This window comes from [Clostridium] fimetarium (genome assembly GCF_900111235.1).
GTDB classification, from domain to species: Bacteria; Bacillota; Clostridia; order Lachnospirales; family Lachnospiraceae; genus Clostridium_N; species Clostridium_N fimetarium.
Genome location: NZ_FOJI01000003.1, coordinates 374,505 through 398,959, shown reverse-complemented (window position 1 = coordinate 398,959; position 24,455 = coordinate 374,505). Strand labels below are relative to the sequence as shown.

General features: G+C 33.9%; 23 protein-coding genes and 1 pseudogene. 19 read left to right on the top strand and 5 right to left on the bottom strand.

What is annotated here, in order from left to right:
• The first annotated feature begins 439 nt into the window (after positions 1-439).
• The 4 genes from BMY18_RS06170 (at position 440) to BMY18_RS06155 (ending at position 2,495) form a co-directional block, all read left to right on the top strand.
• Positions 440-778, top strand: coding sequence for a P-II family nitrogen regulator (locus BMY18_RS06170; protein ID WP_092451638.1), 339 nt, complete (start codon positions 440-442; stop codon positions 776-778).
• A gap of 304 nt (positions 779-1,082) precedes the next feature.
• On the top strand, positions 1,083-1,556 hold the full coding sequence (locus BMY18_RS06165; protein WP_092451636.1) for a glutathione peroxidase: 474 nt from the start codon (positions 1,083-1,085) through the stop codon (positions 1,554-1,556).
• Between the two features lie 107 nt (positions 1,557-1,663).
• Positions 1,664-2,209, top strand: a complete 546-nt coding sequence (locus tag BMY18_RS06160; protein ID WP_092451634.1) for a glutathione peroxidase — start codon at positions 1,664-1,666, stop codon at positions 2,207-2,209.
• 1 nt (position 2,210) lies between these two features.
• Positions 2,211-2,495 carry a TIGR03905 family TSCPD domain-containing protein gene (locus BMY18_RS06155; RefSeq protein WP_092451632.1) on the top strand — a complete coding sequence of 95 codons (285 nt, stop codon included), beginning with the start codon at positions 2,211-2,213 and terminating at the stop codon, positions 2,493-2,495.
• Between the two features lie 29 nt (positions 2,496-2,524).
• Here BMY18_RS06155 and BMY18_RS06150 read toward each other — a convergent pair whose 3' ends face one another.
• Positions 2,525-3,421: a hypothetical protein gene (locus BMY18_RS06150; protein WP_330385949.1), complete on the bottom strand. Its 897-nt coding sequence runs from the start codon at positions 3,419-3,421 to the stop codon at positions 2,525-2,527.
• Positions 3,422-3,675: 254 nt separating this feature from the next.
• Between BMY18_RS06150 and BMY18_RS06145 the strand changes: the two genes are divergently transcribed.
• Both BMY18_RS06145 and BMY18_RS06140 read left to right on the top strand, forming a co-directional pair.
• A complete protein-coding gene (locus BMY18_RS06145; RefSeq protein ID WP_170841320.1) occupies positions 3,676-4,626 on the top strand; it encodes an FAD:protein FMN transferase in 951 nt (316 codons plus the stop codon).
• 131 nt (positions 4,627-4,757) lie between these two features.
• Positions 4,758-6,449, top strand: a complete 1,692-nt coding sequence (locus tag BMY18_RS06140; RefSeq protein ID WP_092451626.1) for an FMN-binding protein — start codon at positions 4,758-4,760, stop codon at positions 6,447-6,449.
• 97 nt (positions 6,450-6,546) lie between these two features.
• Here BMY18_RS06140 and BMY18_RS06135 read toward each other — a convergent pair.
• Positions 6,547-7,971, bottom strand: a pseudogene (locus BMY18_RS06135) (IS3 family transposase).
• Between the two features lie 236 nt (positions 7,972-8,207).
• On the opposite strand from BMY18_RS06135, the gene BMY18_RS06130 reads away from it, so the two are divergent.
• On the top strand, positions 8,208-9,533 hold the full coding sequence (locus BMY18_RS06130) for a hemolysin family protein (protein ID WP_092451624.1): 1,326 nt from the start codon (positions 8,208-8,210) through the stop codon (positions 9,531-9,533).
• Positions 9,534-9,581: 48 nt separating this feature from the next.
• On the opposite strand, the gene BMY18_RS06125 is transcribed toward BMY18_RS06130, so the two are convergent.
• On the bottom strand, positions 9,582-9,923 hold the full coding sequence (locus BMY18_RS06125) for a cytochrome b5 domain-containing protein (RefSeq protein ID WP_092451622.1): 342 nt from the start codon (positions 9,921-9,923) through the stop codon (positions 9,582-9,584).
• Positions 9,924-10,187: 264 nt separating this feature from the next.
• Between BMY18_RS06125 and BMY18_RS06120 the strand changes: the two genes are divergently transcribed.
• The 8 genes from BMY18_RS06120 (at position 10,188) to BMY18_RS06085 (ending at position 17,118) form a co-directional block, all read left to right on the top strand.
• Entirely contained in the window at positions 10,188-11,513 is a 1,326-nt protein-coding gene (locus BMY18_RS06120; protein ID WP_170841319.1) for a ferredoxin reductase family protein, read from the top strand.
• A gap of 262 nt (positions 11,514-11,775) precedes the next feature.
• On the top strand, positions 11,776-12,954 hold the full coding sequence (locus BMY18_RS06115) for an iron-containing alcohol dehydrogenase (protein WP_092451618.1): 1,179 nt from the start codon (positions 11,776-11,778) through the stop codon (positions 12,952-12,954).
• A 253-nt stretch (positions 12,955-13,207) separates the two neighbouring features.
• Complete coding sequence (locus BMY18_RS06110) at positions 13,208-13,534, top strand: PadR family transcriptional regulator (protein ID WP_242940974.1); 327 nt, start codon at positions 13,208-13,210, stop codon at positions 13,532-13,534.
• Positions 13,531-14,163: a DUF1048 domain-containing protein gene (locus tag BMY18_RS06105; RefSeq protein ID WP_092451614.1), complete on the top strand. Its 633-nt coding sequence runs from the start codon at positions 13,531-13,533 to the stop codon at positions 14,161-14,163. The genes BMY18_RS06110 and BMY18_RS06105 overlap by 4 nt, the downstream gene beginning before the upstream one ends.
• 170 nt (positions 14,164-14,333) lie before the next feature.
• On the top strand, positions 14,334-14,771 hold the full coding sequence (locus tag BMY18_RS06100; RefSeq protein ID WP_092451612.1) for a LytTR family DNA-binding domain-containing protein: 438 nt from the start codon (positions 14,334-14,336) through the stop codon (positions 14,769-14,771).
• Position 14,772: 1 nt separating this feature from the next.
• On the top strand, positions 14,773-15,279 hold the full coding sequence (locus BMY18_RS06095) for a hypothetical protein (RefSeq protein ID WP_092451610.1): 507 nt from the start codon (positions 14,773-14,775) through the stop codon (positions 15,277-15,279).
• Positions 15,254-16,189, top strand: a complete 936-nt coding sequence (locus BMY18_RS06090; protein WP_242940973.1) for an ABC transporter ATP-binding protein — start codon at positions 15,254-15,256, stop codon at positions 16,187-16,189. Before BMY18_RS06095 ends, BMY18_RS06090 begins: the two co-directional genes overlap by 26 nt.
• Positions 16,186-17,118 (top strand): ABC transporter permease, encoded by a 933-nt coding sequence (locus BMY18_RS06085; RefSeq protein ID WP_092451608.1) that lies wholly within the window; start codon positions 16,186-16,188, stop codon positions 17,116-17,118. The genes BMY18_RS06090 and BMY18_RS06085 overlap by 4 nt, the downstream gene beginning before the upstream one ends.
• Positions 17,119-17,255: 137 nt before the next feature.
• On the opposite strand, the gene BMY18_RS06080 is transcribed toward BMY18_RS06085, so the two are convergent.
• On the bottom strand, positions 17,256-17,522 hold the full coding sequence (locus BMY18_RS06080) for a helix-turn-helix transcriptional regulator (protein WP_092451606.1): 267 nt from the start codon (positions 17,520-17,522) through the stop codon (positions 17,256-17,258).
• A 120-nt stretch (positions 17,523-17,642) separates the two neighbouring features.
• On the opposite strand from BMY18_RS06080, the gene BMY18_RS20995 reads away from it, so the two are divergent.
• Positions 17,643-17,804: a hypothetical protein gene (locus BMY18_RS20995; protein WP_170841318.1), complete on the top strand. Its 162-nt coding sequence runs from the start codon at positions 17,643-17,645 to the stop codon at positions 17,802-17,804.
• Positions 17,805-18,031: 227 nt separating this feature from the next.
• On the opposite strand, the gene mutT is transcribed toward BMY18_RS20995, so the two are convergent.
• Complete coding sequence (gene mutT, locus BMY18_RS06075) at positions 18,032-18,418, bottom strand: 8-oxo-dGTP diphosphatase MutT (RefSeq protein ID WP_092451604.1); 387 nt, start codon at positions 18,416-18,418, stop codon at positions 18,032-18,034.
• A gap of 387 nt (positions 18,419-18,805) precedes the next feature.
• Between mutT and BMY18_RS06070 the strand changes: the two genes are divergently transcribed.
• The 3 genes from BMY18_RS06070 (at position 18,806) to BMY18_RS06060 (ending at position 24,442) form a co-directional block, all read left to right on the top strand.
• A complete protein-coding gene (locus tag BMY18_RS06070; protein ID WP_092451602.1) occupies positions 18,806-20,935 on the top strand; it encodes an ATP-dependent helicase in 2,130 nt (709 codons plus the stop codon).
• 267 nt (positions 20,936-21,202) lie between these two features.
• Positions 21,203-21,385 (top strand): hypothetical protein, encoded by a 183-nt coding sequence (locus BMY18_RS06065; protein WP_092451600.1) that lies wholly within the window; start codon positions 21,203-21,205, stop codon positions 21,383-21,385.
• 129 nt (positions 21,386-21,514) lie between these two features.
• The gene (locus BMY18_RS06060; RefSeq protein ID WP_092451597.1) at positions 21,515-24,442 is read left to right on the top strand and encodes a DEAD/DEAH box helicase; all 2,928 of its coding nucleotides are present in this window, start codon (positions 21,515-21,517) and stop codon (positions 24,440-24,442) included.
• The last annotated feature ends 13 nt before the right edge of the window (positions 24,443-24,455 follow it).

Sequence of the window (24,455 nt, the reverse complement as noted above, 5' to 3'; positions counted from 1 at the left end):
CTTACGCTCATTTTTTATCTGAGTCTTGACATAACATTAACGCTGCTTTCAGACGGTCTGCGCAAAATGGATCATTATGAATTCATATTCACTTGGTTTCATTTTTAGGGCGTTAGAAGATTAATTGTATGGGCGTGAATATGAATTCATAATGATTCATTGTGCTTGCCTTTCCTTCAAGCAGCATGTTCTTTACAAGCCTCAGAGATGATAAAAAGACTCGCTTACGCTCATTTTTTATCTGAGTCTTGACATAACATTAACGCTGCTTTCAGCCGGTCTGCGCAAAATGGATCATTATGAATTCATATTCACTTGATACTCATTTTTGGGGCGTTAGAAGATAGAAGATAGAAGATGAAGATAGAAGATAGAAGATAGAAGATAAAGATAAAGATAGATGAAAGATAAAATAATGATATAAGAGTGGAGGGTAATTATGAAGAAGATTGAGGCTATTGTTCGGCCGGAGCAGATTGAAATATTGAAAGATGCGTTATTGAAAGCTAAGATTAATGGTATTACAATTAACCAGGTTTTTGGATGTGGGAATCAATATGGATGGACTGAATATCACCGTGGTACTGAAATAATTATGAATACATTACCTAAAGTTGAATTTAAAATAGTGGTTCCAGATGACAGATTGGAAGAAATTATTAGTATTATTGTTCAAAATTCGCAAACTGGTGAAGTGGGCGATGGAAAGATATTTGTTACAGAAGTAATTGACTGCATTCGCATTCGTTCTGGTGAACGAGGAAATGCGGCACTATAAGTAAATTTTATTTTATAACATAATCAATATTTCAAAGTATAAGGATAAGGTTGCTTTTAATTAAGCGGACTTATCCTTATTTTTGTTGTGTTTATTATGTTTGCTGTGGCGTAAAGCAAGATTAATGAGTAGAAGTAAGAATTAAAGTGTAGCTATGAGTAGGAGTAAGAATATCAATGTGTAAAAGCAAGTATATCGTTTTGTAGAATTTAGAATATTTATGTGAAAAAGAAATGCTTGACAAAATACAATAGATTGTATACAATTTAATGGCACACAACCAAAACAGCAGGAGGTAATTATTATGTCAATTTACGATTATGAGGTAAAAGATTCAAATGGAAACACTGTAAGTTTAAAAGATTATGAAGGTAAAGTATTATTAATTATTAATACAGCGACTGGATGTGGATTTACTCCGCAGTATGATGGATTACAGGATTTATATGAAAAATATATGGAACAGGGATTTGAGATTTTAGATTTTCCATGTAATCAATTTGCCAATCAAGCGCCAGGTACTGAGGAGGAGATCCAAAGTTTTTGTCAATCGAGATATGGGGTTACGTTTTCAATGTTTGCTAAAGTCGATGTAAATGGAAAAAAAGAGGAACCTATATTTGGATTTTTGAAGTCTCAGCAAAAAGGTATTTTAGGACAAAATATAAAATGGAATTTTACAAAATTTTTAGTTGATAGGAATGGAAATGTTGTAGAGAGATTTGCACCAACAACACCTGCAGAAAAAATAGATGCAAAAGTTGCTGATTTATTATAGAACAACATGATTGAATGTGAAAATAGATAAACGAAAATAGATAAACGAAAATAGATAAACGAAAATAGATAAACGAAAATAGATAAACGAAAATAGGAGAAATAAAAATGAGTATATATGATTTTGATGTAATGGGACAAAAAGATGAGGTAATATCATTAGCACAATACCGAGGAAAGGTCATTCTAATTATCAATTCTGCAACTGCATGTGGATTTACACCTCAATATGATGAATTACAGGATATGTATGAAAAATTCGGTGAGGAGAATCTTGCAATTTTAGATTTTCCATGTAATCAATTTGGAAATCAAGCACAAGGAACGGATCAAGAAATTGTAAGCTTTTGCGATTCGAAGTATGGTATAACATTCCCCATCTTTTCAAAGATTGAGGTTAATGGAGAAAATGCCGCACCCCTTTATAAATATCTTGTAAAGCAAAAGGATTTCAAAGGATTTGACATTGATCACCCAATTACACCAATGCTTGAAAGTATGCTCAGTAGAATAAATCCTGATTTTAAAAATGAACCAGATATCAAATGGAATTTCACTAAATTTCTAATTGATAGAGATGGAAATGTCATTGATCGATTTGAACCAACGGATGACATAAATTTAATAGTGGAAAAAGTAAAGGAGCTTATATAATATGGAATATATTTATAAAACAGAAAATACATGTTCAACACAAATCAAGCTTAATATAGAAGATGATATTATTACAAATATTGAATTTGCAGGCGGATGTAATGGAAATTTAAAAACGATACCGATGTTAATAGACGGTTGGACAGTAGACAAGATTGAAGAAAAATGCTTAGGAATTACCTGCGGAAGAAGGCCTACATCCTGTGCAGACCAATTGGCTAAAGCAGTTCGTGAAGCATATGATAAGAATACAGCATTGTTAGATGAAAAATTGCTTGATATCTAAAAAATGCTTTTAAAAAAATGTGTTAAGAGCTACTTTAAAATATATTTTTCAAGAGGTTCGGGACCTCTCATAATTGTTCTTTTTATCTGCAGAGTACCATCACTATCTGATTTGATTCTCCAATCTACCATCATGATTTTTCCATCTAAAATTTCAATACCGGTGATGCCCCTCGTATGAGTGCAGCAACCGGTATTAAAATATGGGAGTTCCCTTTTTTTAGGGAACTTTTGACGATGTGTATGACCACAAATGAGCATCATTCTGTGTTTTTGAATCCATTTTTTATAGTTTTTTTCGATTCTGGTTCTTTTAAATAGATTTCTAGCAGGGCTAGAAGGATTTTGGAAACCAACGACATGCATAAAGCGCCAAAAATAGCGAAGTAGTAGCATATTGACACGCCAAAATTGGTCATTCATAAAATCACCCTGGTGTCCATGAACAACAAGTATATTCTGCTTTGTATCTTTGTTTCTCAAAACCAGAGCCTCGAGGGGAATAAGTCCTGGAAAAAGGCTATGATAATCTTGATCGTATTCATCATAATATTGGTAATAACTATTTCTCACATAATTTTTATTTTTTAAAAAGATATTATGGTTTCCATACAGCATAATCAATCGATTTGCATCGAAAAATTTCTTGACCGATGAAAAAATATCGCAGTGTGCGATTCTGATATATTTAAATCTTGTATATTCCCAAAGTTCGTCACCATCCCCAACCTCAACATATACATATCCATTATTATAATAGTAGTCAAGTGCGCACAGCAGTACACTTTGATTTCGTGTAAATTCATCGGATACACTGTCATCGCCTCTATGACAATCACTAAAAAATATATATTTGGAGCTATTATCAAAGTATTCTACTTTTGCATTATTGAAAGCTTTTGTTAGTTTTTGATCTGTAAACATCATTGACCTCGCTAATATTTTATTTTATATACCTTCGATAGTATGTATTTTTAACACTAAAAATATGCTATTTTGTACATATATTATTCATTTGGAATTCAATTGGTTTTCACAAGTGTATGTTAATATGACTTTACAGTAAAACAATTTCCTTACTTTTAGTGCCACTAAATAATGCGAATAACATTCATATAGCAGATAAGAGCAAGCATAAAAGAGCAAGCATAAAAGAGCAAGCCACAGGAATGGAGAAAACCATGAAAAAGCATAAAATAAACGAACAAAAGACAATAGATAAAACTTTTTTTGCACTTGGGACAGTGAATACCATTATGCTAAATCAGTGTGGAAATCTTGAAATAATAGATAAGGCAATTCAAAGAGTCTACGAAATAGATGACAGAATGTCAGCCTTTAAATATGATAGTGACATTTCTAAGATTAGTAGGAATGCAGGATTTGGGCCACAAGAGGTTCATAGAGAAACTTTTAATCTGATAAAAAAAGCGGTTGAATTTGGCGCATTAACGAATGGTGCATTTGATATTACGATGCGACCTATGATTAAACTATGGGGAATAAACGAAAAAGAGGATTATATCCCTTCCGATATTGAAATACAGGAAACTCTAAAACTTGTTAATTATAAGGATATCGTATTAGATGAGAAAAAATGTAGTGTAGCATTGAAAAAAACTGGTCAATCCATAGATCTAGGCGGAATCGCAAAAGGCTATGCAGCAGATGAAGTTAAGCGAATTCTCATAGAAAATGGAATTGAAAGTGCATTGATAAATTTGGGCGGCAATGTTGTGACAATTGGAACAAAACTGCCTGGTCAAGAATGGAGAGTTGGAATACAGAATCCACTATCCCCAACAGGAGAATATCTAGGTGTTCTTTCTGCAACTAATAAAACTATTGTTACATCAGGAAGCAATGAGAGGTTTTTCATAAAAGATGGCGTAAGGTACCATCATATTCTGGACCCTAGAACAGGAAATCCAGCACAAAGTGAACTACTTAGTGCAACTGCAATTGGCAGCTCATCTACGGATGCAGACGCTATTACAACAGCAATTTTTATACTCGGACCTCAAAATAGCATTGAACTTTTAAAACAATTGGAGGTTGAAACTGTTTTTGTTACGAAAGATTTATCAATTATGGTTTCAAATGGATTAGTAGGTAACTTTGAAGTGCTATAGAACGTTACAGATAATAGAGAAATATAGAAACAACAATAGAAACAACAATAGAAACAACAATAGAAACAACAATAGAAACGACAATAGAAACAACAATAGAAACGACAATAGATATAACTGGAGAAAATCATATGAAAATAGGAAATAAAAAAATATCAGTCACGCAGTTAATAAGATTATTAGTACAAATAACATTCTTTATCTTTATACCGGCATTATTTATACAGGCATTAAATGGTGTAAAGCAGATTTATCTAGCAATTGTGGGCCAGACATTTAGTTCGGCGCTGCTTCCACAGATGGTTGAATTAATAGCACTTATTCCTCTTACAATAATATTAGGCCGATTTTTCTGCGGTTGGATGTGTGGATTTGGTTCATTTACAGATTTTATATACCTCATATCAGGAAAGCTATTTAAAAGGAAATTTAAAGTGAATCAGAAAATGAATGCAGTTTTAAAATATGTGAAATATGCATTGCTTGCAGTATTAGTCGTATTTGCTTGGAGTCTAAACATGACTATATTCAATAGCTTAAGTCCATGGGATGTATTTGGGATGACTGCAATAGTCGGAACTGTTCCAGATTTGAATTTTGTGATTTCAAATTTACTAATTGCATTTATATTTTTCATTTTAATTATAATTGCGTCAGTGTTTGTAGAACGGTTCTTCTGCCGGTATCTGTGCCCGATGGGTGCAGTTTTTGCCATAACATCTAAACTCAGGATAGGAAAAATAAAAAAACCGACTGACAAATGTGGTAAATGTAGAATCTGTACAAATAATTGTTTGATGGGTATTCCATTATATGAAATGGAGGTAGTGAACAGTGCAGAGTGTATTAATTGTATGAAGTGTATCAGTGTTTGTCCAAGACATAATGTATCATATACGGTCGCAAAAAAGGATGTACAGCCACTGATTGTAAGTGCGGTTGCAGTCGCAGTTATGACAGGAACTTATTATACTACATATTCTGCAATGGGTTTATCTGGAAGTAATGTAAGTGCTGCAGAGCAAAGTCAGACGACTGTTGTAAATCAGATTTATCAGGATGGTACATATGAAGGATCAGGTACTGGATTTAGGGGTACAACAAAAGTTTCTGTAACAATTGAAAATGATAAAATTACTAAAATAACCACCGTTTCATATCGTGATGACAAACAATATTATGATCGTGCATTTTCAACAGTAACAAAAAAAATAGTAAGCAGCCAGTCAACAACGGTTGATTCTGTCTCCGGTGCAACTTATAGTAGTAAGGGTATTATGGCTGCCGTAGAAAATGCACTAAGTCAGGCAAAAGCAGCATTGACTGCGTCAACGCAAGCAACTTCTTCTGCTATGCTTGCGCAGAATACAGATGCAGCAACTACAGCTACTGATTCAGCAACTACAGCTACGGGAACAGGAACTACAACAGCAGGAACAACATCAGCTGCCACGGGAACAACAGCAGCGACAACAGCGACAACAGCGACAACAGCAGCGACAGCAGCAACAACAGCGCCAACAACAGCAGCGGTAGCTACAGGGCAATATAAAGATGGGACTTATACAGGCTCAGGAACAGGCTTTAAGGGAGGAACAGGAGCAACAAAAGTTTCAGTGGTCGTGGCAGGTGGGAAAATCACTAGTGTTACAACCGTTTCCTATAAGGATGATCAACAATATTATAACCGTGCATTTTCTACGATATCAAAAAACATAGTAAGTAATCAAACAGCAAGTGTTGATACCGTTTCAGGTGCAACCTACAGTAGTAAGGGTATTATTCAGGCAGTAGCGGCGGCACTTAGTACCGCAACTAATTAATAATTTATAGAATATATAGTTAATAAAACCACTCTTTTGATGTGACCCCAATAAGTTAGACTTTATAGCGAAGTAGTATTTTACTGCTTCGCTATTTTTATGCTACTTGACTGAGCCTGTATTCAACGGGACTCATCCAAGATAGTTTCTGCTTAATTCTTTGATTATTATAATAATCTATATATTTTTCTATTGCGTCCTTCAATTCTTCATAACTATAATAAACACAACCATAATACATTTCTTGTTTCATTATTCCAAAGAAATTTTCCATTACCGAGTTATCATAGCAATTCCCTTTTCGGGACATACTTTGATAGATTTTGTTGGTTTTTAAAGCGCTGCTATATGCGTTCATTTGATAAGCCCAACCACGATCAGAATGAAATGTTCTCCTGTAAACACAATCAGATGTGATTGTTATTGCTTCATCTAACGCATTCATTACACTTAATGCTGACGGGTGCTTATCTATACCATAGCTTAGTATTTCTGCATTAAACATATCCATAAACGGATCCAAGTATAGTTTTTTGATATTCATACGACCTTTATCATCTACTTCATAATACTTGAATTCTGTTGTATCCGTTGTTATTTTTTGGTGTGGAATACTAGTATGAAAGCGACGATGTATTCTATTTGGAGCAATTCGTCCAATTCTGCCTTTGTAAGAACTATATTTTCTACTCTTTCTTGTAAAGGAGGTTACTTGAAGTCCAAGCTTTTGAATAATTCTTTGGACTTTCTTCTTGTTAATAACCATCCCTCTTTTTCTGAGTTCTCCATATATTCTACGGTATCCAAAATCTTTGTTTTCTTTACGAATCTCTATAATTATTTTCAAGTTCAACATCTGGATCTTCTCTATCAAATCGCTTCTGCCAATACATGTATGTAGCTTTTGGAAACCCTGTAAATGAGAGAATATCTTTTAGTTTGAAGTCTCTTCGGAGGCTGTGGATGACTCTTGCTGTTCTCTCAGACGTGCTTCGTCCTCTAAACGCAACCTCCTCAATTCTTTTAAATACGCATTCTCTATTCGAAGTTTTAAAAGTTCATCTTCTAATTGCTTTACATATTCAACATTTGTATCTATTGCTGTGGAATCTAAAGCTGATGGTATATTTTTCTCTTTATCTGTTAAGCCCAATAATTTCTTCCGACCTTTCTTTTTAGGTCTTAATGCATCAGGTCCAGCAATTCGAAAATCATTTACCCACTTTGCAATGAGTGGAGGATTATTGATTCCTACAGATAACGCCAACTCCTGATAAGAGACCTCTGTTGATATATATAACTCTACCACATGAAGCTTAAATTCAAAAGTGTAAGTTTCTTTTTTTCTAGAACGCATTAATCCTTCATCCCCAAATTCCTTGTATGCCTTAACCCATTTACAAACCATTTTTTTATCCTTATTACCAACAGCATATTTTTGGGCTAAAAAACTATACCCTCCTTTTCCAGATAAATATTCTTGTGCAATTTGTTTCTTGAATTCAAAACTATATTTTGCCATAAAAAACCGACCTCTCAATCGTTAGATTTTTTGGTCTAACTTTTGGGGGTCGGTTCATTTTAGGGTAGTTTTATTAACTGTAACGGATGAAATAATAAGATCGTAATACAAATTCTAATAATAAATAATTGAAAATCAAACAATAGCACTCGAAAACTTGAAAAATATGAAAAAGTAGAGTATGATTTAAGATGAATGTATAATCATAAAAAATAAATTTTTGGAGGAATGGAATCATGGATTCAGACCCTGGCGGGGATATAATTATTCAAATTTTAATACTTGTTACTTTGACGTTGGTAAATGCTTTTTTTGCTGGAGCAGAGATGGCAACGGTTTCGGTGAATAAAAACAAGATAAGTATGTTGGCTGACAAAGGCGACGTAAGAGCAAAATTAATACTTCAACTAGTGGAGGAACCAACTAAGTTTTTGTCTACAATTCAAGTAGCCATTACACTTTCAGGATTTTTTGCGAGTGCTACAGCAGCGACTGGTATTTCTGAGCAATTTTCAAGTACACTTAGTTCTTTGAATGTACCTTATGCAGAGCAGATCGCATTAGTGCTTGTTACAATAATATTATCATATTTTACATTGGTATTTGGAGAACTTGTGCCAAAAAGGATTGCGCTTCAAAAAGCAGAGGTTTTTAGTTTGGCATGTATAAAGCCAGTTATATTTGTATCTAGAGTGGCTTCTCCATTTATAAAGCTGTTAACTTTTTCTACAAATTTAACGTTAAAACTATTAGGGATGAAGTCAGAAAATCTCGAAGAAGAGATATCGATAGAAGAGATAAAATCTCTCGTCGAACAAGGAAAAGAGCAAGGTGTATTCAATAAAATTGAGCAGGAGATGATTAATTCTATTTTTGAATTTGATGATAAACTTGCAAGAGAGATTATGACACCAAGAATTAATGTATTTGCAATTGATATTGAGGAATCAAAAGATACATTTATAGAGGAATTATGTAATGTAACTTACTCTAGGATTCCCGTATATGAAGGAAAAATCGATAATATTATCGGTGTTTTATATATCAAAGATTTCTTTAGAATAGCAAAAAAAATAGGATTTGAGAATGTAGATATCCGTTCGATTTTGCATAAACCATATCTTGTACCAGAGAGTAAAAATATTGATGAATTATTCAAAGAGATGCAACATCAAAAGAAATATTTTGCCATCTTAATCAATGAATATGGAGAATTCTCAGGCGTTGTATCAATCGAAGATTTGGTTGAAGAGATTATGGGAGAAATCGAAGATGAGTATGATAAAAACGGTCCACAGATAGTTAAACTAGATGAGTATACTTATTTGATTGATGGATTGGTTACAATAGATGAAATTAATAGTAAATTTGATTTAGAGATTGAGTCTGAAAACTATGATACAATATCTGGACTTCTAATTGATATCATTGGAACAATTCCTATTGAAAGCGATAAAAGAAAGGTGATTTTAGGTAAACTAGTATTCGAATTGGTATCTGTAAAAGAAAAGCGAATTGAGAAATTAAAATTATTTCTCCCAAATGATCAAAATGATAAATAAGAAAAAAATTAACCCTATAAAGTTTTCTTTATAGGGTTATATTAAAAATTATTGTAATGATCCAACTACAGGTAAATTTGCTAAAACTTTTGAACCGTGTGGAGAACTTGCAAGAGCACTTGTTAAATCGGTTCCGGCAGTTACCGTTTGATGCTTTCCATTGCTCCATTGGTTTGCATTTGTAACGTCGTAAACAACTCCGCTAATTGCAACATATGCTGGATTTCCATTTTGTCCGTTATATGTCTTTAATTCATCCAAGGTAAATGTCTTACCGGTTGCGGCAGCAGCATTCGTGCCAGTGGAAGTTGAACTTGTTCCACAGCTCACCAATAGTATTGAAGCTGAAAATAGTATAAAACATGATACAACACAAATTATTTTTTTCATAAGTCCTCCATATAATAAAGTTTGATAGAAAATGTTATTTGATTAAAATATAATATCATTCAATGGAAATAAAAACCCATTCATTTGATTTAACTAATAAATTTTAATAGGTATTGTTTGTAGTATGGTTTATTGTAGATTTAATTATTATTAATGTCAATATAATTGAATAAAATTTCATTATTATTAGTTTACAATAAATATAGTGAAAAATAATTTTTTGGGTTGTATCTTGTAAAAAGATACGCGGAAATGGGGATAAGTATGAATTTTAAAAAGGTTTTATGGGTTATTTTCTATTGTTTGGCAGTGTTTTTTCCAGCATTTATTTATATATCAGATCATCTGGGTTCAAGCTTTCCTTTCATATTATCGGGCGTTTTTGGGATTACAGCATACGTTCTGTTTGCATTCCAATTTTTACTAGCATCAAGGCCTAAGATAATTGACAAGCAGTTTGGTATGGATAAAATCTATAGATTTCATATGTACATTGCGGTTGCAGGCTTAGTGCTTTCGTTTTTACATAAACAAATAAAAGAAAATTATTATCAAGAATCATTTAAAACAACGTTAGGGGATCTTGCGTTTAATATATTTTTGGGAATTAGTGTGTTGAGCATTCTAATGATGGTAAATAAACTATTCTTTAAAACAAAATTTACGGACAGTATTCGTGGCTTTCTGAATAAAACACTTAGAATCCAGCATCAGTATAAAGTACTTGTCCATAATGCGGTGCTGATTGCGCTATGCGTACTTTTGGTGCACATTTTAATGTCTTATTCTGTAAAATCAAATCTTTTATTAGAGTCTGTGTTAGTGATATATTTTGCGGTTCCACTGTTTATGTATCTAAAACATAAAATATATGATGGGTTCTTTAATAAGAATAAGAAGTATACAGTAACAGAGGTTATCAATGAATCAGACAATATTGTTACCTTAAAATTCAAACATAAGTCAGGAAAGTCATTTTCCTATTTACCAGGTCAATTTTTGTATTTAAGAATTAATAATGCAGAAATCCCTTGGGATGAACATCCATTTACAATTTCATCCTCACCATTACAGGAGTATCTGTCAATTACAGCGAAAAAGCTTGGTGATTTTACAGAGCGATTAGATAAGGTTAAAGTTGGGGATACAGCCTATATAGATGGCGCGTATGGAACATTTTCATATTTAAAAAACAAGGAAAATAGAAAGCTTTGCTTTTTGGCTGGTGGAATCGGAATTACCCCATTTTTGGGTATGTTAAGACATCTTTCACTCGAAAATGTGGATCAGGATGTAGTGCTATTCTGGGGATTAAGAGAAAGTCGCGATATAATCTGTAATAATGAAATCAAAGATTATAGTTTGCAAATGAAGAATTTTAAATTTGTACCTGTTCTTTCAAATGACAGCTCATTTGATGGAGAAACCGGCTATATTAATGGAGATATCATTAAAAAGTATATTGATGATATTAGAGAGTATGATTTTTATATATGCGGACCACCTGTTATGATTGAAAGTCAGATAAGCAACTTGAGAAGTCTAGGCGTGGCAAAAGAAAATATTCATTTTGAAAGATTTGCAATGTAACGGATATCGTATTTATGTATAGAAGAATTTCGTTTGAAATCACGTGTATTTAAGATTAAAACATAAGATATCATGAAATACATATAATATATGCATAGAAACAGTGGTAAATTATCAAAATATCATGTATGGTGAACAGTACAAGTTACAATTTAATTATATTAAGTTGTAACTTGTATTTTTAATTGTAGCATAGGCTAAGAACCTGTAAACGAAATGATGAAAAGTGTGCACAGAAAACAGTGCGGAAATGAGGCAAATTATGTTAAATTTTGAATTTTATGCACCAACAAAAGTCGTATTTGGGAAAAATGCTGAGAATGAAGTGGGAAAACTGATTAAGGCACAAGGATGCAAAAAAGCACTCATTCATTTTGGCGGAAGTAGTGCAATAAGATCTGGACTTTTGGAGCGTATATATAAGTTATTGGATCAAGATGGGATTTCTTATGTAAGTCTAGGAGGGGTTGTACCAAATCCAAGACTAAGTAAGGTCCATGAAGGAATCGAACTGTGTAAAAAAGAAGGCGTTGATTTCATTCTTGCAGTTGGTGGCGGAAGCGTAATCGATTCAAGTAAGGCAATTGGATATGGAGTTGCAAATGGCGGAGAAGTCTGGGATTTCTATGAAAAGGTCAGAACGCCAGAAAGTTGTATTCCAATTGGAGCAATTTTAACAATTGCTGCGGCTGGAAGCGAAATGAGTAATTCCTCCGTAATCACAAATGAAGATGGTTGGCTCAAGAGAGGCTGTAATGGCGATTCTAGTAGATGTAAATTCGCAATTATGAATCCTGAACTTACTTATTCACTGCCTGATTATCAGACAGAATGTGGCTGCACAGATATTCTTATGCATACGTTGGAAAGATACTTAACATTGGAAGAAGATACAATGTTGACGGATGGAATAGGGGAAGCCCTGATGAAAACTGTAATTCAAAATACGAAGATATTGATTAAAGATCCTGAAAACTATAATGCTAGAGCAGAAGTTATGTGGGCGGGCAGTTTGTCACATAATGGTCTTACAGGATGTGGAACAACAGGTGACTGGGCGTCTCATCAACTAGAGCATGAATTAGGCGGAATATTTGATGTCGCTCATGGTGCTGGACTAGCTGCAGTATGGGGAAGTTGGGCAAGATATGTCTACAAGGAAAAACCACAACGATTTGCACAACTTGCAGTTAATGTTATGGGAGTTCCCAATGATTTCATGGATTCTGAAAAGACAGCAATCGCAGGAATTTGCGCAATGGAAGATTTCTTTCACTCAATTTCAATGCCAACCTCAATTGCGGAACTTGGCGTAAAATTAACAGATGAACAAATTGATGAGTTGGCTTACAAATGCACCTTTGAGAATACACGAATGATTGGTGGATTTAAGTCACTCGATATTGAAGATGTAAAGAATATTTATAGGATGGCCAGATAAATAGGCCAGATAAATAGGCCCGATAATAGGCTAGATAAATGGAAAGATAAGTAGTCAGATAATGGTTAAGCAAAATTTAATATGGTTATTATACTTTAGAAAAGGACTAAATCAAGCTGTAGCAGTTGATTTAGTCCTTTTCGCTTTATAGCGTTTCATTAATATGAAATAAAAAATACCTTGCAATACATAGTAAGTTAGTGTATATTGAAAATATACTATGTATTACATAGTAATTATAGGTGGTGAAAAATTGGAAAATACTCAAATATTAAAAGGAATTCTAGAAGGATGCATTTTAAGCATAATTTCAAAAGAAGAAACCTATGGATATGAATTATTAATCAAATTAAAGGATTATGGTTTTGAGGATATGGTAGAGGGAACAATATATCCACTTTTATTACGGCTTGAAAAAAAAGATTTAATCACATCAAAAAAACGCAAAGAAGAGAATGGAATGACTAGGAAATATTTTAATTTAACAGGAACGGGAAAAGAAGAACTAGATGATTTTAAAAGAAGCTGGGATAAATTGAATTTAAATGTAAATAAAATTCTAAAGGAGTGTGAAAATTGAGAGATTCTAATAATAAATTAAGTGGAGATTATAAAATTGCTTATTTTGACATATTAAGTTATATGCAAGGCTCTAATATTTCTGCAAATGGAGAGTTTTCTGTTAGAGTGCAGGAAGATATGATGGATATGCTTCTGACAGCCCAAGAGAATCAACTTCCCATTCATAATATAATCGGGAAGGATATCAAAATTTTTTGTGAAGATATAGTAAAAACCCATAACACGAAGAGAGCAAAGTTCTTAGAGTTTTTAAAAACATTAAACCTTTTTTTATGTGTTTTTATTTTCATAACATTGTTGTTTCAAGTATTTGATGGCTATATTAATCTTAGTACTATTCTTACATTTTTTTTGTGCTGGTTCTTGTTTCACTATATATTGAATTTCATTTACAAAAGATTATGCCTTAAATTTAAAGGATTGAAGAATAAAATTATATGCATAGTACTAATATCGATAGGCTCCATGTTCGTTTTAGCTCCATTCATTTTATTAACAGTAATGTATTGCAATCTGTTAATTAACGGATATTATGTAATAGCGTTCTCCTTACTATTGATTTTAAGCATTCATATGATATGTAAAAAGTTAGATAAAAATATTAACTGGAGTAGTTATTTGAAATAATTAATTAAGTAATCAGTAGTAGAAGTTATTATAACTCCTACTATTTTTTTTTCTAAAATAATTTATGAAACTTAGGTGAGGATATCCGCAACTTGGAAAAGTTCACTTGAAAATTGGATTATGTGGATTATAATTAGGTATATTGATAAATGTGGTGGGGGTGAGTTTATATGAAAATACATATTAATCAGCAAGGTGACATTGCAGAAACGGAAATAACAATTAACTGCAAGCAGATCAGTCCAGAAATAGAAAAAATAATTTCGTTACTTCGGGTAATGGACCTGAAATTAACGGGAATGAAAGATAACCAGACCTATATACTGGATGTAGGAAAAATACTATACATCGATACGGTCGATAAAAGGACATTTTTCTATACTAAGACGGAGGTTTATGAAACGCCGTTAAAACTATATGAGCTAGAAGAGCGGCTGAGTGCAAATGATTTCTTGAGAGCAAATAAATCATGCATCATCCATTTTAAGATTCAATCAATCAAAGCGGACTTGGATGGGAAACTACTGGTGACGATGAATAACGGCGAAAGATTATATATATCCAGGCAATATGCAGGTGATTTTAAAGAGAAATTGGGGGTGAAGTAAAATGGAAAATAAAATAACTTTTAAATATGGATTCATAAATCAGATACTAATTATATTTTCAACAGGAATCTTGTTTCTTACCATAATTGGTGGGTTCATAGGAGATTCCGCCAAACAGTCGTCTACAATGTTTAGCCTCGGAAGTGAGGGCCTTTCCTTTTCTGTTATTTTGCAGTTTTTAGCAGTGGCTATCATGATTGCCGCTTTAAAAGAGTTTATCTACTCTGAAAAGTTTTTGAAGAATATGATGGCGCTGTGGAGAACAGTTATTTTCCTTTTTAGCATTATTGTGATTATCATAGGTTTCATAATTGCATTTGGTTGGTTCCCAGTAGAAAGTGCGGAAGGGTGGATTGGGTTTTTTGTATCCTTTGGAGTCTGCTTTATTATTAGCACGTTATCGATGGTGATTCGGACTAGGCTGGAAAGTAGGAAGTATGAGGAGTCGTTTGAGAAGTATAAGAGGGAACACCAGGAGGGGGATGGAGAAGAAGATGGAATTCGTTGAGGTGGAAGGCTGTGAGATGGAAGGCTGTGAGACGGAATGTGGTGAGACGGAATTCGGTGAAAAGAAGAGCATCGAAATGAAAAATGTGTCTAAGAACTTTGGCGAAAAGTTGGTATTAGATCAGATTTCATTTTCTGTGAGTTACAGCGAAATATTTGGACTACTTGGCCCTTCTGGTGCAGGAAAGACAACGATGATAAAAATATTAACGGGCCAAATTCAGGTGTCGGATGGAGAGGCATATGTATTAGGAACGGATACAAGACATATTACGGATGAGATTTATTCTAAAATAGGAATGGTGCTCGATGATCAGGGACTTTATGAAAGGCTCAGTTGCTATTACAATTTGAAAATGTTTGTGGAGATTTATGATATTGATAAGGCTAACATTGAACGGGTGCTTGCACAGGTAGGATTAATGGACGCAATGAAAAAGCCAGTTTCTCAACTTTCAAAAGGAATGAAACAACGACTCATACTTGCCAGAGCAATTATGCATAACCCCCAACTGCTTTTTCTTGATGAACCGACAAGTGGCCTAGATCCAGCAACCGCATTAGAAATCCATCAATTGATTTTTGATTTGAGGGATAGCGGCACCACTATATTTTTAACGACTCATAACATGGCTGAAGCCACGAAACTTTGCGACAATGTCGCCTTATTAAACGAAGGAAAAATAGTCGAATACGGAGCACCAGATGAAATATGCCGCAAGTATAACCCCAAGAAAATCGTTTCGTTGTTGCTTAAAGATGGTCAAATATTAGACCTTCCAATTGATAGAACTTCTTCTGAAAAGATTGCAGAGATGTTTGAAAATGAATTCGTAGAATCCATCCATTCTTCGGAACCGAATCTGGAAACGGTATTTATTCAATTGACGGGGAGGAAGTTGGAGATATGAAAATTGGGAGGGATGTGAATACGTATAGGGATGTGAAAACGAGTAGGAAGGTGGAAACGAATAGGGATGTGGAAACGAATATAAATGTGGAAACGAATAGGGATGTGGAAACGAATACAGAGGTGGAAACGAATAGAAGTGTGAAAACGAATAGGAATGTGGAAACAAATAGAAGTGTGAAAACGAATTCGAATGTGGAATCGAATAAGCATATGGAAACGGATAGAAGCGTGAAAACAAGAAGGATTATGGCTGTATTTAAGAAGCAGATTTACGACACTTTAAAAAATAAAACGGTTCTGATTCAGTTCATTATGTTCCCACTGATGGCGCTTGTCATGACAAATACCATTTCTGCGAATGGACTTCCCGCAACATATTTCGTGACCCTGTTTGCAACAATGTATGTTGGCATGGCACCGATGACGAGTATTGCTAGCATTATCGCTGAAGAAAAGGAAAATAACACACTTCGGGTGCTCTTGATGTCAAATGTGAAACCAACGGAGTATCTGATTGGAGTGGGCATCTATATCTTTGGAATCTGCTCGGTTGGGGCAGTCGCATTTGGCTTGATTGGAGGATTCGTAGGAGGCGTGTTTATCAGGTTTGTTCTTGTCTTGATGGTTGGAATTATAACATCAATACTGATTGGCTCAGCGATTGGAATGATGGCGAAGAATCAAATGGGAGCGACTTCCATCGCAATTCCGATTATGATGGTATTTTCATTTTTGCCAATGATTTCGATGTTCAATGAGAGCGTTGGGAGATTTTCGAAGATTATATATACGCAGCAGATTAATTATTTGGTTAGTGATTTGTCGGTGGGGAATTTTCGATGGGATCGATTTGCAATTATTGGAGGGAATATGGTGTTGTATTTGGGGATATTTGTGTATGCGTATAGGAAGAAAGGTTTGGAATGATGGGGTTGGAATGATGGGGTTAGAATGATGGGGTTAGAATGATGGGGTTAGAATGATGGGGTTAGAATATGATGGTGTTAGAACGAAGAAAATGGGCTGTTTTATAACAGCCCATTAATTAATTACTTCTATTATTATCATGAATTCTTAACAGGCTTTGAACTGGCAGAAAGATCTGTAAAAAGAACGCCAACGGGCACTTTAAATAAGTCAACAAGTGCAAGAAGTTCACTGACACGGATGTTATATGTACCACATTCTATTTGCGAATATGCGCTACGTGAGATCTCGATTTCACGCAATTGAAGTTTTGCAATAACCTGCTCCTGCGTCAAATGGTTCGCAATGCGGTATTTTCGGATATTATGACCGATATTAATGTCTTGTCTTATTTTAGTTGTCATACAAAATTCCCTCCAAACGGGTTTGCAATGAATAAATAGCTATCTGCTATTGATTTTAACCAAAATATGCAATATAATTGCAATTGATAGGTTGCAAAAGTAAAATTCTGGAGGTGCTTTATGAGAAAGGATAAGTTTAAAGACAAAGTTTTTGAAATTATGAATGAAACAGAGAATTTAGCTATCGCAGATATTGAATCGAATGACCACGGAGACAGAATGAATATTACTTTACTGGACGGGAGTAAGTTTGAAATCTACATTGTAGAAGTGAAGAGATGAATATAACTTTATGAGATAGCTTAGTAGGATTAATGCTTAGTAGGATTAATGCTTAGTAGATTAATACTAAGTAGAAATATTGCTTAGTAGAAATAATACTTAGTATAGAAAGCTATGGATGATTCGCTAGAAGTATTTGACTTTTCTTAGTAGAACTTAATGGATTTTAGTATAACCTATTGGTTCATTAGTTGTACTAGTATTATTAGTTTTTTTTTGTTAAATATTTAAATATATTTTTTTAATTCTTGCAGTATCTCTAAATCAGCAGGAAGCCAATTTAATTCATTTAATTCTGAACTGTGAATCCATTTTGCGTCATTGTGTTCATTTAATGTGAGCGTGCCATTGACCTGAGTGCAAAGGAAACAGTGCATTGTAAGATGGAAGTTAGGGTAATCATAGTCTACCGTTGTGACAAACAAATCAACAGTAATTGTGATGGATAATTCTTCTCTGATTTCACGAATTAAGGCTTCTTCGCTGGTTTCACCAGCTTCGACTTTTCCACCAGGAAATTCCCACATATTAACAAACTCACCATAGCCACGTCGAGTGGCAAGAATCGTATCTTTGTCTTTAATTATTGCGGCAACTACTTCTATTGTTTTCATGAACAGTACCCTAGCTTTCGGTTGATTGAATTAATCGTGTTTCCTATATGTAATTATAGCAAGAATCAGATAAAATAACAACTTTGTGAAAATAAATGAGATAAATACTGGTGCTTTATGGAAATATAAATAATAGATATTAGTAAGCGGTATTGATAGGGATGTGAGTTTAAACAAATAGGATTAGATAGGGTAAACTATTTGGAAAAACAAATTGTAGAATTAGAAATAGGCTTTATTGATAGTTCATACGAGTCATTAGTATGATATAATACCAAAGATATAATATATTAGATATTATATCTTTGGTATATTTAGAAAGCAAACAAAGGTTAGCCTTTGAACGAAATAGAAGATAGATTGAAAATAATCCAGGTGATGATTGATATGAAAAGTAATGAATTTTTTAACAAATATAATGTGAGTCTTAATGAACAGCAAATGGAAGCCGTGCAAACAGTAGATGGGCCGGTTCTTCTATTGGCGGTGCCTGGAAGTGGTAAAACTACGGTTTTAGTTACAAGAATTGGTTACATGATTTATTGTTGCAAAATCCACCCGGAGAGAATCCTGACTTTGACATATACAAAGGCAGCGACAATAGATATGTCTGAGCGGTATTGCAGCATTTTTGGTAACGAGATGCAAAATAGACTGGAGTTTAGAACCATCAATGGAATATGTGCTAAGGTGATTCAATATTATGGGCGCAGAATCGGGAAGAAAGCATATGAACTTATTACGAATGAAAAAATAATAGGTAGTATTTTATTATCAATTTATCGAAAGTATTTAGATGAATACCCAACGGAGAGTGATATTAAAGGATTACGTGCGTTGATTACGTACATCAAGAATATGATGTTTACTGATAAAGAGATTGAGGATATCTATGAGCAAGATGATTTACATATATCGGACATCTATAGGGAGTATTGCAGTGAATTGAAAAGTCGTTCGCTAATGGATTATGATGATCAAATGATATATGCGTATAATATGCTAAAGGGTAGCTCAGAAATACTTCAATATTTTCAAGAACAGTATCCGTATATCTGTGTGGACGAAGCCCAGGATACGTCAAAAATTCAGCATGCCATTATTGCATTATTAGTGAAAACGAATGGGAATCTCTTTATGGTCGGCGATGAGGATCAAAGCATCTACGGGTTTCGAGCTGCTTATCCAGAAGCATTGCTTGATTTTAAAAAGACTCATTCTAATGGGAAAGTTTTACTAATGGAAAAGAATTTCCGTTCCAATGCAAAAATTGTATTGGCTGCTGATAGATTTATACAGAAAAATAAGATGCGGCATGAGAAGCATATGGTGGCTGCAAGATGCGAAGAATCAGACATTAATCTAATTCCTATAACAAATAGGTGCGATCAGTATGCATATCTTGTAAAAGTTGCACAAGAGTGCGAGTCAACCACAGCCGTTTTATATAGAGATAACGAGAGTGTATTGCCATTAGTGGATTTACTTGAGAAAAGGCATATTCCTTATAGAATAAAGAATGCAGATTTTACTTTTTTTTCTCATCGATCAGTCCTAGATGTTCAGAATATTATGCGTTTTGCGATAGACCCATATGATCCGGAACTATTTATGCAGATTTACTACAAGATCCGCACGTATCTTAATAAAGCAACGGCTATAAAGATATGTGAAATTAGTGCAAAGAGACAAATTACTGTTTTGGATGTTGCAATCGAGTATGGATATCTTGCTGAAAATACGAAAAAGAGTTGTAAATCGATGAAAACGCACCTTAGGCTTATGAACAACGAAAGGGCAGAAAAAGCCATCCGTCGAATTGTTGATAGTATGGGATATGGAGATTATCTAGAACGGCAAAATATAAAGGATAGTAAAATCTTCATCTTAAAGTCCATAGCAGAAAATGAATCCACTCCACAGGCATTTATTAGTCGGTTAAACGAATTAGCGCAGATTATTAAAGAAAAAGAGAATGATAGTGATTGTAAATTTATCCTTTCTACGATTCATTCCAGTAAAGGGCTTGAATATGATAATGTTTATCTGATGGATGTATGTGATGGCGTTTTCCCAGAAAATGTGCGTGATCCCAAAAGTGCAACTCCAGAAGAAATGAAAGAATATGAAGAGGAACGTCGCTTGTTTTATGTTGGCGTGACACGAGCTAAAAATACATTGTGTATTTTTAAATCTGATTATGTCTCGACGTTTTGTAACGAATTGTTGAACACGCAAGCTATTACACCAGTGGCAATTTCAAAGAAGCCATCGATGGCGACTGTTGCGAGGAATTCATCTTATAATACGGCACCATCATCTTTTGATAATAGTGAGAGTTTAGAAAACTATAAGCAGTTTTGTGAAGATATTAGTCAGAAAAAGACAGTAAAGCATAAAGTGTTTGGAATTGGTGAAGTTATATCGCACGATATTGAGCATATAACGATTCGTTTTGGTGTGAGAGAGCGTATGTTATCATTAAGATCGATGTATGAACTAGAATTGTTGGTATGATAGAATTTATTATGAATTTTGGTAAGACATTTCCGATGAAGGGATTTGAATCGAAAGATTATATCCATTTGACATTGGTTAAAGACAATACATAGAATGACAACTGTATGAAAATAAATGAAATAAATCTTGGCATTTAATGGAAATGGGTTATAATAGATATTAGTAGCGAAAGATGGCGAAAATTCAGAGAAAAACACAGCAAAAAGATAGTGAGAATAGAGATAGATAGAATAAAATATTTCATAAAACGGGGGAGTTTTAGAGATGATTTTAGGGATGAATGTAAGGACGAATAGAAGAACTGATTTTAGGGGATTTAAAGGAAAGATAATAAAGTTTGAATATAAAATAGGAATCAAGTTTATTAGCGTTGATTATGATTTGCAGGAAATTTTTGTTGCAGATTTAATTGGGGCTGGTGACTTGGTTCCTTTTTTGATTTTATAATATTTGAAGAGTAGTGAATGAAATTGATAAGGATATAAGCTGGTGTGACAAGTATTAGATAGAGTAAATAGTGACTTGATAATATTTATATGTTCATAAAAATTTAAAGCATAAAGATAAGGGGAACGAATGGACAATTTGGCAAGAGTAACTTCGGCTAAGGAAGTATTAGAAAAACAAATTATGGAATCAGTGAAAACTGGATTTATAGATAATTCATATGAATCATTAGAAGCGTATAGACCGAAATTGATTTATAACGATTGTGATAAAGGTAATACGGTACTTGCAAATATCACTAAGGAATTAGCGGAATGTGATTCATTTTGGTTTTCAGTTGCATTTATAACAAAAAGTGGGCTTGTAGTATTGAAAGAAACGCTTAAGGAAATAAGTGAAAAAGGTGTTCATGGGCGAATACTCACAACAGATTATTTGGCATTTAATGAGCCAGGTGCGTTGAGAGAGTTGTTAAAATTCTCAAACATAGAGGTGAAAGTATTTACAAAAGAACATTTCCATACGAAGGGATATATGTTCAAAAAGGGTGAAAGAAATACTTTTGTTGTAGGAAGTTCTAACTTGACCCAAACAGCACTCAAAGAAAATAAGGAATGGAATCTTAAAGTTACTTCACTAGAGCAGGGCGAGTTAATTCAGGAAACGCTTGGCGAATTCGATTTAATGTGGAAACAAGCAGAAGTGCTAACTGAAAATTGGATAAGTGAGTACGAAATAATCTATAGAGAAAGCAAAAAAATTAGAGATGCACAAAAAATAGTAAGAATTAAGCAGCATACGCTTGAACCAAATAAGATGCAAATAGAGGCGACTAGGAATCTTGAGGAGCTTAGGGAAGCTGGGCAAGATAAGGCGTTGTTGATTAGTGCAACGGGTACTGGAAAAACGTATCTTTCTGCATTTGATGTGGCTAATTTCAAGCCTAAAAAGATGTTGTTTTTAGTACATAGAGAGCAAATATTAAAACAGGCAATGGAAAGTTTTAAGGACGTTTTAGGGGAAGGAATAAAAGCGGGTCTGTTATCGGGAACAACTAAAAAGTATGATGCAGATTATCTTTTCTCAACAGTTCAAATGATGTCAAAGCCAGATATCATGCAAAAGTTTGGAGCGGGATATTTCGATTACATTTGTCTCGATGAAACCCATAGATCAGGCGCTGAAAGTTATCAAAGGATAATTAATTATTTTAAACCTAAATTTCTACTTGGAATGACAGCAACCCCGGAACGAACTGATGGATTCGATATATATAGTCAGTTTGATCATAACATTGCTTATGAGATTCGGTTACAGCAGGCAATGCAAGAAAAAATGCTTTGTCCATTTCACTATTTTGGAATTACAGAATTGATAATCGATGGAAATGTGATAGATGATACAACCGAATTTAAGTACTTGGTTTCAGGACAACGTGTGGACAACATAATTGATAAAATTGAGTTTTATGGACACAGTGGCGATAGAGTAAAAGGCTTAATGTTTTGCAGTAGAAAAGATGAAGCCAAAGAGTTATCAAGACTATTTAATGAGAGAAATTATCATACCATAGCATTGTGTGGAGATGATTCACAGGATGCAAGGGAAGATGCCAAAAGCAGACTTGAGCAAGATGAAATAGCAGGTAGTTTGGATTACATATTTACAGTAGATATATTTAACGAAGGTGTGGATATTCCAGCAATTAATCAGGTAGTAATGCTAAGGCCAACACAATCAGCAATTATATTTGTACAACAATTAGGCCGTGGCCTTAGAAAAGCGATGAATAAGGACTATGTAGTTATAATCGATTTCATTGGAAATTACGCAAAGAACTTTTTGATTCCGATTGCACTGTCAGGGGATAGGACCTACAACAAAGATGCAATCAGGAAATATATAGCTGAGGGAAACCGAGTAATACCTGGGTGCTCAACGGTGAATTTTGATACGATTGCGAAGCAAAGGATATACGCTACGATAGATACGGCTAACTTCAGTGACGTAAAATTAATAAAGGAAGAGTATAAGAATCTTAAGAACATGATAGGAAGAATACCTAAATTAACGGATTTTGAAAAATATGGTTCTATTGATGTTATGAGGATATTTGAAAATAAAAGTCTTGGCTCTTATCATAATTTCCTTAAAAAGTATGATGATGATTATAAGATAGAGCTAACGACAACCCAGGAAGAGATGTTGGCGTTTGTATCGCAAAAGATTGCAAATGGAAAGAGAATTCAAGAGTTGCAGGTACTAAAACGTTTGCTAAAATACCAAACAGGTATTATGAAATTAGTCGCTTCAGATTTGAAAAAAGATTATGGAAAGCAATTTACAATGGCTGCACAAGATAACGTGGCTAGAGTATTAACAAATAATTTTGTTACAAATGAAGCTGGAAAAAAGAGGTTTTCAAATAGTATCTTCTTAGAAAAAGATGGCGAAGATTACAATGCTTCGGCTACATTTGAAAAGGCAATTCAGGGAGAAAACTTTAATATACTACTGGATGAGCTTCTGGACTTTGGGATTTGTAGATATAACAGCATTTATAGTAAAACTTACAAGAATACTGACTTTGAACTATATCAGAAATATACCTATGAGGATGTTTGTAAATTGTTGAATTGGGATAATAATATGGTGGCGTTAAATATTGGTGGTTATAAGTATGATGAAAATACGAATACATTTCCAGTGTTTATCAATTATAACAAGGATGAATCGATTAATGATTCTATTAAATATGAGGATCGGTTTGTTTCACCATCAAGATTGATTGCGCTTTCGAAGCAGTCTAGAACCGCAGAATCTAAGGATATACAGCATATTTACAATGCGAAAGAAAATGGGACGAAGATATATTTGTTTGTGAGAAAGAACAAGGATGATAATACTTCGAAAGAATTCTATTTTCTTGGAGAGATGAATGCAGTAGGGGAGCCGAAAGAGATTGTTATGAAAAATGTGGATAAGAATGCGGTGGAGATTACTTATAAATTGGAGACGGCGGTTAGGGAGGATTTATTTGAGTATTTGGTGGAGTGAAAACAGAAGAAAA

What these genes read in the sequence shown, in the direction of transcription:
- BMY18_RS06130 (WP_092451624.1), top strand. Translation starts at nt 8,208, where the DNA reads ATGGATTCAGACCCTGGCGGGGATATAATTATTCAAATTTTAATACTT.
- BMY18_RS06155 (WP_092451632.1), top strand. Translation starts at nt 2,211, where the DNA reads ATGGAATATATTTATAAAACAGAAAATACATGTTCAACACAAATCAAG.
- BMY18_RS06085 (WP_092451608.1), top strand. Translation starts at nt 16,186, where the DNA reads ATGAAAATTGGGAGGGATGTGAATACGTATAGGGATGTGAAAACGAGT.
- BMY18_RS06165 (WP_092451636.1), top strand. Translation starts at nt 1,083, where the DNA reads ATGTCAATTTACGATTATGAGGTAAAAGATTCAAATGGAAACACTGTA.
- BMY18_RS06095 (WP_092451610.1), top strand. Translation starts at nt 14,773, where the DNA reads ATGGAAAATAAAATAACTTTTAAATATGGATTCATAAATCAGATACTA.
- mutT (WP_092451604.1), bottom strand. Translation starts at nt 18,418, where the DNA reads ATGAAAACAATAGAAGTAGTTGCCGCAATAATTAAAGACAAAGATACG.
- BMY18_RS06070 (WP_092451602.1), top strand. Translation starts at nt 18,806, where the DNA reads ATGAAAAGTAATGAATTTTTTAACAAATATAATGTGAGTCTTAATGAA.
- BMY18_RS06090 (WP_242940973.1), top strand. Translation starts at nt 15,254, where the DNA reads ATGGAGAAGAAGATGGAATTCGTTGAGGTGGAAGGCTGTGAGATGGAA.
- BMY18_RS06170 (WP_092451638.1), top strand. Translation starts at nt 440, where the DNA reads ATGAAGAAGATTGAGGCTATTGTTCGGCCGGAGCAGATTGAAATATTG.
- BMY18_RS06125 (WP_092451622.1), bottom strand. Translation starts at nt 9,923, where the DNA reads ATGAAAAAAATAATTTGTGTTGTATCATGTTTTATACTATTTTCAGCT.
- BMY18_RS06065 (WP_092451600.1), top strand. Translation starts at nt 21,203, where the DNA reads ATGATTTTAGGGATGAATGTAAGGACGAATAGAAGAACTGATTTTAGG.
- BMY18_RS20995 (WP_170841318.1), top strand. Translation starts at nt 17,643, where the DNA reads ATGAGAAAGGATAAGTTTAAAGACAAAGTTTTTGAAATTATGAATGAA.
- BMY18_RS06120 (WP_170841319.1), top strand. Translation starts at nt 10,188, where the DNA reads ATGAATTTTAAAAAGGTTTTATGGGTTATTTTCTATTGTTTGGCAGTG.
- BMY18_RS06150 (WP_330385949.1), bottom strand. Translation starts at nt 3,421, where the DNA reads ATGATGTTTACAGATCAAAAACTAACAAAAGCTTTCAATAATGCAAAA.
- BMY18_RS06115 (WP_092451618.1), top strand. Translation starts at nt 11,776, where the DNA reads ATGTTAAATTTTGAATTTTATGCACCAACAAAAGTCGTATTTGGGAAA.
- BMY18_RS06145 (WP_170841320.1), top strand. Translation starts at nt 3,676, where the DNA reads ATGAAAAAGCATAAAATAAACGAACAAAAGACAATAGATAAAACTTTT.
- BMY18_RS06080 (WP_092451606.1), bottom strand. Translation starts at nt 17,522, where the DNA reads ATGACAACTAAAATAAGACAAGACATTAATATCGGTCATAATATCCGA.
- BMY18_RS06160 (WP_092451634.1), top strand. Translation starts at nt 1,664, where the DNA reads ATGAGTATATATGATTTTGATGTAATGGGACAAAAAGATGAGGTAATA.
- BMY18_RS06060 (WP_092451597.1), top strand. Translation starts at nt 21,515, where the DNA reads ATGGACAATTTGGCAAGAGTAACTTCGGCTAAGGAAGTATTAGAAAAA.
- BMY18_RS06140 (WP_092451626.1), top strand. Translation starts at nt 4,758, where the DNA reads ATGAAAATAGGAAATAAAAAAATATCAGTCACGCAGTTAATAAGATTA.
- BMY18_RS06100 (WP_092451612.1), top strand. Translation starts at nt 14,334, where the DNA reads ATGAAAATACATATTAATCAGCAAGGTGACATTGCAGAAACGGAAATA.